The organism is Kytococcus sp. HMSC28H12, from assembly GCF_001816045.1.
Lineage (GTDB): Bacteria > Actinomycetota > Actinomycetes > Actinomycetales > Dermatophilaceae > Kytococcus > Kytococcus schroeteri.
The window spans coordinates 1-8,998 of the sequence record NZ_KV824259.1 but is presented as its reverse complement, the minus strand read 5'-3'; the positions used below and the strand labels follow the sequence as shown (position 1 = coordinate 8,998).

Annotated in this window: 10 protein-coding genes; 3 read left to right on the top strand and 7 right to left on the bottom strand. The window is 71.5% G+C overall.

The window, feature by feature from the left end:
* Positions 1 to 147 precede the first annotated feature (147 nt).
* The 5 genes from HMPREF3099_RS00390 to HMPREF3099_RS00370 all read right to left on the bottom strand — a co-directional run bounded on the left by HMPREF3099_RS00390 (position 148) and on the right by HMPREF3099_RS00370 (position 4,715).
* Entirely contained in the window at positions 148 to 1,344 is a 1,197-nt protein-coding gene (locus tag HMPREF3099_RS00390; RefSeq protein WP_070703237.1) for a glycine C-acetyltransferase, read from the bottom strand.
* 89 nt (positions 1,345 to 1,433) lie between these two features.
* Complete coding sequence (locus HMPREF3099_RS00385) at positions 1,434 to 1,775, bottom strand: nucleotidyltransferase family protein (RefSeq protein WP_070703236.1); 342 nt, start codon at positions 1,773 to 1,775, stop codon at positions 1,434 to 1,436.
* A gap of 44 nt (positions 1,776 to 1,819) precedes the next feature.
* Entirely contained in the window at positions 1,820 to 3,253 is a 1,434-nt protein-coding gene (argG, locus tag HMPREF3099_RS00380; protein ID WP_070703235.1) for an argininosuccinate synthase, read from the bottom strand.
* A gap of 60 nt (positions 3,254 to 3,313) precedes the next feature.
* Positions 3,314 to 4,243 (bottom strand): ornithine carbamoyltransferase, encoded by a 930-nt coding sequence (argF, locus tag HMPREF3099_RS00375; protein ID WP_070703234.1) that lies wholly within the window; start codon positions 4,241 to 4,243, stop codon positions 3,314 to 3,316.
* 151 nt (positions 4,244 to 4,394) lie between these two features.
* Positions 4,395 to 4,715, bottom strand: coding sequence for a putative quinol monooxygenase (locus tag HMPREF3099_RS00370; RefSeq protein WP_070703233.1), 321 nt, complete (start codon positions 4,713 to 4,715; stop codon positions 4,395 to 4,397).
* Between the two features lie 138 nt (positions 4,716 to 4,853).
* On the opposite strand from HMPREF3099_RS00370, the gene HMPREF3099_RS00365 reads away from it, so the two are divergent.
* Positions 4,854 to 6,281, top strand: a complete 1,428-nt coding sequence (locus HMPREF3099_RS00365; RefSeq protein WP_070703232.1) for a glyceraldehyde-3-phosphate dehydrogenase — start codon at positions 4,854 to 4,856, stop codon at positions 6,279 to 6,281.
* A gap of 100 nt (positions 6,282 to 6,381) precedes the next feature.
* Here HMPREF3099_RS00365 and HMPREF3099_RS00360 read toward each other — a convergent pair whose 3' ends face one another.
* Together HMPREF3099_RS00360 and tdh are read right to left on the bottom strand one after the other, a co-directional pair.
* Positions 6,382 to 7,305 carry an exodeoxyribonuclease III gene (locus HMPREF3099_RS00360; protein ID WP_070703238.1) on the bottom strand — a complete coding sequence of 308 codons (924 nt, stop codon included), beginning with the start codon at positions 7,303 to 7,305 and terminating at the stop codon, positions 6,382 to 6,384.
* Positions 7,306 to 7,314: 9 nt separating this feature from the next.
* Positions 7,315 to 8,361 carry an L-threonine 3-dehydrogenase gene (tdh, locus tag HMPREF3099_RS00355; RefSeq protein ID WP_070703231.1) on the bottom strand — a complete coding sequence of 349 codons (1,047 nt, stop codon included), beginning with the start codon at positions 8,359 to 8,361 and terminating at the stop codon, positions 7,315 to 7,317.
* Between the two features lie 137 nt (positions 8,362 to 8,498).
* Here tdh and HMPREF3099_RS00350 point away from each other — a divergent pair, with 137 nt between their 5' ends.
* Together HMPREF3099_RS00350 and HMPREF3099_RS00345 are read left to right on the top strand one after the other, a co-directional pair.
* On the top strand, positions 8,499 to 8,765 hold the full coding sequence (locus HMPREF3099_RS00350) for a hypothetical protein (protein WP_070703230.1): 267 nt from the start codon (positions 8,499 to 8,501) through the stop codon (positions 8,763 to 8,765).
* Positions 8,753 to 8,998, top strand: a 246-nt coding sequence (locus HMPREF3099_RS00345) for a PIN domain-containing protein (protein ID WP_202816654.1), incomplete at its 3' end; no start/stop codon positions are given. The genes HMPREF3099_RS00350 and HMPREF3099_RS00345, both read left to right, overlap by 13 nt.

The following is an 8,998-nucleotide window of genomic DNA, read 5'->3' as shown; positions in this document are numbered from 1 at the left end:
CGGGCAGCGCGCGCCACGCGGCGGCGTCCTGGCAGTCGATGGCGGTGTGCGCCGCCCAGCGGACCCGCCCGCCGGGCTCCAGGGGCGCCCCGTGGCTGGGCCCCACCTCGGGGGAGACAGGACCCAGCATGCGGCGGTCGATGCCCATCAGGCGCCCGCGACGGCCTCGCGGGAGTCGACGAAGGCCTGCACGCAGGCGCGCACGTCCTCCTCGGAGTGGGCCGCCGAGAGCTGCACGCGGATGCGCGCCTCGCCCTTGGGCACCACCGGGTAGCTGAACGGGATGACGTACACGCCGCGCTCCAGCATCGCCTCGGCCACCTGGCCGGCCTGGCGGGCGCCGTCCTCGCCGGGGAACATCACCGGGATGATCGGGTGGCTGCCCTCGAGCAACTCGAAGCCGGCCTCGGTCATGAGCTCGCGGAAGAGCTTCGCGTTGCGCTCCAGCTGGGCGCGCAGCTCGTCGGAGGACTCCACCAGCTCCAGGGCCTTGAGCGAGCCGGCGGCGGTGCTGGGCGCCACGGCGTTGCTGAACAGGTACGGGCGGGAGCGCTGCTTGAGCAGGGCCACCACCTCCTTGGGGCCGGCCACGAAACCACCGGAGGCGCCACCCAGGGCCTTGCCGAAGGTGCCGGTCACCACGTCCACGCGGTCGATGACATCGAACTTCTCCGCGGTGCCGCGGCCCTTCTCGCCGGTGAAGCCGGTGGCGTGGGAGTCGTCCACCACCACCATGGCGCCGAACTCCTCGGCCAGGTCGCAGATCTCCTCCAGCGGGGCGTAGTAGCCGTCCATGGAGAACACGCCGTCGGTGACGATGACGGTGCGGCGCGCGCCGGCGTCCTTCGCGGCCTGCAGCTGGGTGCGCAGGTCGTCCATGTCGCGGTTGGCGTAGCGGTAGCGCATGGCCTTGCTCAGGCGCACGCCGTCGATGATGCTCGCGTGGTTCAGCGCGTCGGACACGATGGCGTCCTCCTTGCCGAAGAGCACCTCGAAGAAGCCGCCGTTGGCGTCGAAGCAGGAGGCGTACAGGATCGCGTCCTCGCAGCCCACGAAGGCGGCGATCCTCTGCTCCAGCTCGGTGTGCAGGGTCTGGGTGCCGCAGATGAAGCGCACCGAGGCCATGCCGAAGCCCCACTCGTCGAGGGCGGACTTGGCGGCGGCCTCGACCTCCGGGTGGTCGGCCAGCCCGAGGTAGTTGTTGGCGCAGAAGTTCAGCGCTTCGGCCTTCTTGGTGGTGACGTGGGCGGACTGCGGGGAGGTGAGCTCGCGCTCGTCCTTCCACAGGCCGGCGTCCTTGATCTCGGTGAGCTCGGAGGTCAGCTGGTCCTTGAACGCGTACATGCCGGCAGTGTCTCAGGGGGCGGGGGTGCCGCGTGACCCAGTCCTGCCGGGCGCGCGGGGACGGCCTCCGCGCCGCGAGGAGTGGGAGCTCAGGCGATGTCGAACACGCGGCCGACGTGGCTCTTGCGGTAGCGGGTCGGCAGGGACGTCGCCGCATCGAGGGCGTGCACGTCGTCGCGCATGGCTACGACGCCCCGCTGGTCGGTCGAACGGCTCACGGGGTCCACGGCGTCGTCGAGGGCGGTGCCGGAGACCTCGTCACGCAGCAGGCTGGACGCCACCACGTCGACCCGCCGCCCCAGAGCCATGCTCAGTTCCTCCCCGATGGCGGCGAGTCGCATCAGTTCGTTCCCGCCACCCGGAACGAGCTCCACGAGCAGGTCGATGTCGCTCGATGCCGTGGCCTCCCCCCACCGCGCGGGAGCGGCCACCCCCTCGGTGGCCGCTCCCTCACCCCTCCTGACGGGGTCGTCGCTCAGTCCGCGCCGTACTCCATCGCCGCGGCGTCCAGGGCGTCGTCCTGGGCGTCCAGGTCCTTCCACTGCGGGTTGCTGGCGATCTGCTGCGCGCCGCCGGGCTCCAGGGTGCCCAGCAGGTTGCCCTCCTGCACCACCACGTGGCCCTCGTCGTGCGGCTGCTTGGCGTACATCTCCAGCATCGAGCGCGAGTCGGCGATGTCCAGGTTGCGCATGGTCAGCTGCCCGATGCGGTCGGTGGGCCCGAACGCGGCGTTCTCCGTGCGCTCCATGGAGAGCTTGTCCGGGTGGTACGAGAAGTTCTCGCCCTCGGTCGCAAGGATCGTGTAGTCCTCACCACGCCGCAGGCGCACGGTCACCTCGCCGGTCACCAGCGAGGCCACCCAGCGCTGCAGCGCCTCGCGCATCATGAGCGCCTGCGGGTCGAGCCAGCGGCCCTCGTACATGAGGCGGCCCAGGCGGCGGCCGTCGGCGTGGTACTGCGCGATGGTGTCCTCGTTGTGCACCGCGTTGAGCAGCCGCTCGTAGGTCAGGTGCAGCAACGCCATGCCCGGCGCCTCGTAGATGCCGCGCGACTTCGCCTCGATGATGCGGTTCTCGATCTGGTCGCTCATGCCCAGGCCGTGGCGCCCGCCGATCTTGTTGGCCAGCAGCACCAGCTCCACCGGGTCCAGCCGCTCGCCGTTGATGGCCACGGGGCGCCCGCCCTCGAAGCGCACCGTGACGTCCTCGGTCTCGATGGCCACCTCGGGGTCCCAGAACTTCACGCCCATGATCGGCTCCACCGTCTCCAGGCTGACGTCCAGGTGCTCCAGCGTCTTGGCCTCGTGGGTGGCGCCCCAGATGTTGGCGTCGGTCGAGTACGCCTTCTCCTGGCTGTCGCGGTAGGGCAGGCCCCGCTCGGTGAGCCACTGGCTCATCTCGGTGCGGCCGCCCAGCTCGCCCACGAAGTCGGCGTCGAGCCACGGCTTGTAGATGAGCAGGTTGGGGTTGGTCATGAGGCCGTAGCGGTAGAACCGCTCGATGTCGTTGCCCTTGAAGGTGGAGCCGTCGCCCCAGATGTCCACCCCGTCCTCCTGCATGGCGCGCACCAGCAGGGTGCCGGTCACCGCACGGCCGATGGGGGTGGTGTTGAAGTAGGTGCGGCCGCCGGAGCGGATGTGGAAGGCACCGCAGGCGATGGCGGCGAAGCCCTCCTCCACGAGGGCGCGGCGGCAGTCCACGTGGCGGGCCAGCTCGGCGCCGTACTCCATGGCGCGGGCGGGCACGCCGGCGATGTCGTCCTCGTCGTACTGGCCCAGGTCGGCGGTGTACGTGCAGGGCACGGCGCCCTTCTCGCGCATCCAGGCCACGGCCACGGACGTGTCCAGGCCGCCGGAGAAGGCGATGCCGACGCGCTGGCCGGAGGGGAGGGAGGTCAGGACCTTGCTCATGGGGGTCTCCTCGGGGTTCTGCGGTCAGGGGGTCTCGGGTGGTGGGGGAGCGGCGCCGGGTCAGTCGGCGCGGTGCTCCCACAGCCAGGTCAGGATCGCCTTCTGGGCGTGGCGGCGGTTCTCGGCCTCGTCCCAGACCGCGCTCTGTGGGCCGTCGATCACCTCGGCGGCGATCTCCACCCCACGGTAGGCGGGCAGGCAGTGCATGACGATGGCGTGGTCGGCCGCGTGGGCGAGCAGCTCGGGGGTGAGCGCCCACGGGCCGAAGGTTGCCACGCGCTCGGCCTTCTCGTCCTCCTTGCCCATGCTCACCCAGGTGTCGGTGACCACCACGTCGGCACCGGTCACGGCCTCGACGGGGTCGTCCACGAGGGTGACCGAGCCGCCGGTGGTGGCGGCGATCTCCTGCCCACGGGCCACCACGTCGGGGTCCGGCAGGTAGCCCTCGGGGCCGGAGAGGCGCACGTGGAGCCCGGCGGTGGCGCCGGCGAGCACCCACGAGTTGCCCATGTTGCAGGCCGCGTCGCCGAGGAAGGCCACCGTCTGCCCGTGCAACCCGTCCTGGTGCTCGGCGATGGTCTGCAGGTCGGCCAGCAGCTGGCAGGGGTGGAAGTCGTCGGTCAGGGCGTTGACCACCGGCACGCCGGCGTACCGGGCCATCTCCTCCACGTCGGCCTGCATTGGCGTGCGCCACACCATCGCGCCGGCCTGACGTCCGATGACGCGGGCCACGTCCGCGATGGACTCGCGGGTTCCGGCGGCGGCCAGTCCGGCGTCGATGGCGAACTCGTGGCCGCCCAGCTCCGCGACGCCGGCTGCGAAGGACAGCTGCGTACGGAGGGTGGGTCGGTCGTAGATGGTCGCGACGGTCACCGGGCCCGCGAGCGGCTTGGGTCCGAAGGGGTCTGCCTTCAGGGTCGCGGCGAGGGCCAGCACCTCGGCCTGCTCGGCCGGGGTGAGGTCGTCGTCGCGGAGGAAGTGGCGGGTCATGACGCATGACCTTACATGGCATGGCATGAACATTCACAATCCGGGTGCGCGTCCTCGGTCACGCGCTCGCGTCCACCGGGCGGCGGGGCTCGTGCGCAAGGAGCGGCACACCGAGTGCCGGCGTGCCGCTCCTTGGCGATGGGGGTGGCGCTCAGTCCACCTGGATCTCGCCCATGGGGCCCCAGCCCTCGGACTCCACCTGCTCGCTGACGATCTGCGGGGTCGCGGCGAGGTACTGCGGGAACTCGGCCTGCATCTGCTTGAAGTGCTCGGAGTTCACGTGCGGCTCGGCGCCCTCGTCGGTGAACGCCTCGATGAGCACGTAGGTGTTCGGGTCCTCCACGCTGCGCGACCACTCGAACCACTTGTTGCCCGGCTCGGCACGCGTGGCCTCGGTGAACGGGCGGCTGATCTCCGGCCAGTCGTCGGCGTGCTCGGGCTTGACGGGGAACTTCACGTTGATGAGGATCATGCGCCCCATTCTGGCCCCGCACTGCGGGCTGTGTCGGGCCGGGGGAGCCGGTACGGGGGTCGGTAGGATCGCCGGTGGCCGCCACCACACGGGCGCGGCCGGTTGACCACACTCGCACCACGAAGGACGGGACACGACGTGACCAACAGCGCATCCGAGCACCAGCAGAAGTGGGCCGCCCAGGAGGGCGCGGCGGAGGACCTGGTCCCCGTCGCCGGGCGCCTGGCCCGCACGAACGGTGTGGACGCCCGCGTGAACGGCCGTTCCCTGGCCCGTCAGAGCGCCACCGGCATCCTCGGCGCCCACGCCGAGGCCGGTGAGGGTGCCGACGTCACCGAGACCCTCGCCCTGCTCCAGGCCGTCGAGGGCATCGAGGCCGGCGCCTCCGTGCTCGACGTCGTGGCCCTGCAGAAGGCGTACAAGGACTCCGGCTCCTCCGACCTCGAGGGCTTCCTGCGTGAGCAGCTGTCCGAGGTCGCCGGCCAGGCCGGTGGCGAGAAGAAGACCCAGGACGTCGTGCTCTACGGCTTCGGCCGCATCGGCCGCCTGCTGGCCCGCATCCTCGTGGGCCAGGACCACGGCACCGGCCTGCAGCTGCGCGCCGTCGTCGTGCGCAAGGGCAAGGCCGCGAACGACCTGGTCAAGCGCGCCGACAACTTCCGCGTCGACTCCGTGCACGGCCCCTTCGACGGCACCGTCGAGGTCGACGAGGCTGCCGAGACGCTGCACCTCAACGGCACCGCCGTCAAGGTCATCTACTCCAACTCCCCGGCCGAGGTGGACTACACCGCCCACGGCATCACCGACGCCGTCGTCATCGACAACACCGGTGTGTGGCGCGACGCCGAGGGCCTCTCGCAGCACCTGCAGTCCAAGGGCGTCAAGCGCGTCGTGCTGACCGCCCCGGGCAAGGGCGACATGGTGAACGTCGTGACCGGCGTGAACGACGAGATGATCGGCGACGCCGAGATCGTGTCCGCCGCCTCCTGCACCACCAACGCCATCACCCCGGTGCTCAAGGTCCTGGCCGACGAGTACGGCATCGTCGGTGGCCACGTGGAGACCATCCACAGCTACACCAACGACCAGAACCTCATGGACAACTACCACAAGGCCGACCGCCGTGGCCGCGCCGCCGCCATGAACATGGTGCTCACCGAGACCGGTGCCGCCAAGGCCGTGGCCAAGGCCCTGCCGGAGCTCAAGGGCAAGCTGTCCGGCAACGCCATCCGCGTCCCCACCCCGGACGTGTCCATGGCCGTGCTCAACCTGACCCTCGGCAAGGCCGTGGACCGCGAGACCCTCAACAAGGTCCTGCAGGACGCCGCCGCCTCCGGCCCGCTGGCCGACGCCATCGGCTACGTGGACCACCCCGAGGTCGTCTCCACCGACCTCGTGGGCGACACCCACGCCGGCACCGTGGACGGCCGCGCCACCATCGCCGGCGGCGACGAGCGCGTCGTGGTCTACGTCTGGTACGACAACGAGTACGGCTACTCCTGCCAGGTGGTGCGCATGGTCGAGCGCATGACCGGCGTCGAGCTGCCCGCCTTCCCCAAGGCCTGACGCAGCGCACGCGAGAGGGGGCCAGTCACCTGGTGGTGGCCGGCCCCCTTCGTCGTGCCCGGTGGGGTGCCCCTGCGGTCGCGCGCCCGGTGGGTGCCCCTCAGAGCTCGTAGTCCACGACCACCGGCGCGTGGTCGCTGAGCCGCTCCGCGCGGCTGGGCTCCTTGTCCACACCCGCGGTCACGGCGGCACGGGCCAGGGCGGGGGAGGCCAGGTGGTAGTCGATGCGCCACCCGGTGTCGCGCTCGAAGGCCTGCCCCATCCACGACCACCACGCGTACGGGCCCTCGGTGTCCGGGTGCTTCGAGCGCACCACGTCCACGAGGGTGCGCGGCGAGAGGATCGAGCCGAACCACTCGCGCTCCTCGGGCAGGAAGCCCTCGGAGTTCTTGTTGCCCCGCCAGTTCCTCACGTCGAGCTTCTCGTGGGCCACGTTGAAGTCGCCCATCACCAGGAACTCGCGCCCGGCGGCCTTCGCGGCCCTCCGGGAGCGGTCCAGCTGCTTGGCGAACCCGGCCAGGAAGCGCATCTTGCGCTCGTACTTGGCACCGCCGTCGGGCTCCTCGCGCATGCGGCCGGCCATCTTCTCCTGCAGGTCCGCCGGCAGGCCGCCCTTGGGCAGGTAGAGCGAGGCCACCGTCAGCGGCGCGTCGGCCAGGTCCACTTCCACGTACCGGCCCTCGCCGGCGAACTCCTTGAGCTCCCGCGGCAGGGTGGGCCCGGCATCGGCCGGCACGAGGTCCACGTGGTCCTCACCCGGGGCGCGCTGCAGCACGGGCTCGCCGAAGGTGCGCACGGCGGCCGGACGCACCCGCGTCAGCAGGGCCACGCCGTTGCGGCCGGCGGCGGTGCCGGCGTCGTAGGTCAGGTACCGGTCGCCGAACACCTCCAACGGCAGCTGGGCGACCGGGCAGCGCACCTCCTGCAGCGCCACCACGTCGGGGTCGCGGCGTTCCAGCCACCCCTCGAAGCCGCGCTTCTGGCAGGCCCGGATGCCGTTGACGTTGAAGCTCGCGATGCGCAGCGCCACGGCTCAGCTCCAGTCCAGCAGGACCTTGCCGCACTTGCCCGAGCGGGCGGTGGCGAAGGCCTCCTGCCAGTCCTCGGCGGCGAACTTGTGGGTCACCACGCTGCGCACGGCGGTCACCAGCTGCTCGTTGTCCTGCAGCAGCTGGGTCATCTTGTACCAGGTCTCGAACATCTCGCGGCCGTAGATGCCCTGCAGGGTGAGCATGTGGGTGATGACCTTGCCCCAGTCCACCTCGTAGCCGGTACCCGGCAGGCCCAGCATCGCGATGCGGCCGCCGTGGTTCATCGTGTCGATGGCCTCCTGCACGGCCGAGCCGAAGCCGGACATCTCCAGACAGACGTCGAAGCCCTCCTTCATGCCCAGCGGCTTCATCGCGTCGGCGATGCGCTCGTGCGACACGTTCACCACGCGGTCGGCACCGGCCGCCTTGGCCAGCTCCAGGCGCTCGTCGCTGATGTCGGTGGCCACCACGTAGCGGGCGCCCACGGCCTGGGCCACGGCCACCGCCATCACGCCGATGGGGCCGGAGCCGGTCACGAGCACGTCCTCGGCGGCCAGCGGGAACTTCAGGGCGGTGTGCACGGCGTTGCCCAGCGGGTCGAACAGGGCACCCAGGTCGGCGTCCACCCACTCGGGCTGCACCCACGCGTTGTCGGCGGGGATCACCACGTAGTCGGCGAACGCGCCGTCGCGGTTCACCCCCACGCCGATGGTGTTGCGGCACAGGTGGCGCGCGCCGGCCCGGCAGTTGCGGCACACGCCGCAGACGATGTGGCCCTCGCCGGAGACCTTGTCGCCGACCTTCAGGTCGCCGCGGGCCTCCACGCCGTCGCCCAACTCCACGATCTCGCCGTAGAACTCGTGACCGATCACCTGGGGCAGGTTCATGGCGCCCTCGGCCCACTCGTCCCAGCCCTCCAGGTGCAGGTCCGTGCCGCACAGGCCGGCGCGCTCCACCCGGATCTTCACCTGACCGGGGCCGGTGGTGGGCTCCGGGGCGTCGATGAGCTGCAGCCCGGGTCCGGGCTCGGTCTTGGCCAGTGCACGCATGGCGACTCCTTGGGATCGAGGGGGTGTGCTCCCCATCCCATCACGCCGACCGGCCTGCCCCGGAGCCCCGCCTGCTCAGCCGGGGAACCTGTGGATGCTGGGTGTTACACCGACGTCCCTGGGGATACCCTGAGGGCATGCCCACCACACGTCCGCGCCACCTCGTCACCGAGTCCGACGAGCTCGGTCAGGCCCTCGACCACGCCGCCCGCCGCTGGCCGGACCTGTCCCGCGGGCAGCTCGTGGCGCGTCTGGCGGTGGAGGGCGGGCGCCGCCTCGCGGTGGACGAGGGGGTGGAGGCCGAGCGGCGGCGACGCCTGCTGGAGGTCGCCGGCGGTCACCTGGCCGGGGTGGGGGACAGCAGCCGGCTCAGGACCCAGCGCGATGCGGAGTGGCCGGAGTGATCCTCGACGCCAACGTGGTCATCGCTGCCCTCAATGCGGAGGGCGCCCACCACGCCGACGCCGTGGACGTCCTGGCCGAGGCGGCTGGTGAGCCGCTGCGGATGCCGGAGCTGACCCTCGCCGAGGCGTTCGTGGCCCACGCTCGGGCCGGCACCGCGGCCCGCGCGGCGGCCGTCCTCGACGAGCTGGGGGTCGAGATGGCGCCTGCGGCGGGCGACCCGATGGCGCTCGCG

Excerpts from the sequence above, each read along its gene's own strand:
- HMPREF3099_RS00390 (WP_070703237.1), bottom strand. The coding sequence starts at position 1,344 with ATGTACGCGTTCAAGGACCAGCTGACCTCCGAGCTCACCGAGATCAAG.
- argG (WP_070703235.1), bottom strand. The coding sequence starts at position 3,253 with ATGAGCAAGGTCCTGACCTCCCTCCCCTCCGGCCAGCGCGTCGGCATC.
- argF (WP_070703234.1), bottom strand. The coding sequence starts at position 4,243 with ATGACCCGCCACTTCCTCCGCGACGACGACCTCACCCCGGCCGAGCAG.
- HMPREF3099_RS00370 (WP_070703233.1), bottom strand. The coding sequence starts at position 4,715 with ATGATCCTCATCAACGTGAAGTTCCCCGTCAAGCCCGAGCACGCCGAC.
- tdh (WP_070703231.1), bottom strand. The coding sequence starts at position 8,361 with ATGCGTGCACTGGCCAAGACCGAGCCCGGACCCGGGCTGCAGCTCATC.
- HMPREF3099_RS00350 (WP_070703230.1), top strand. The coding sequence starts at position 8,499 with ATGCCCACCACACGTCCGCGCCACCTCGTCACCGAGTCCGACGAGCTC.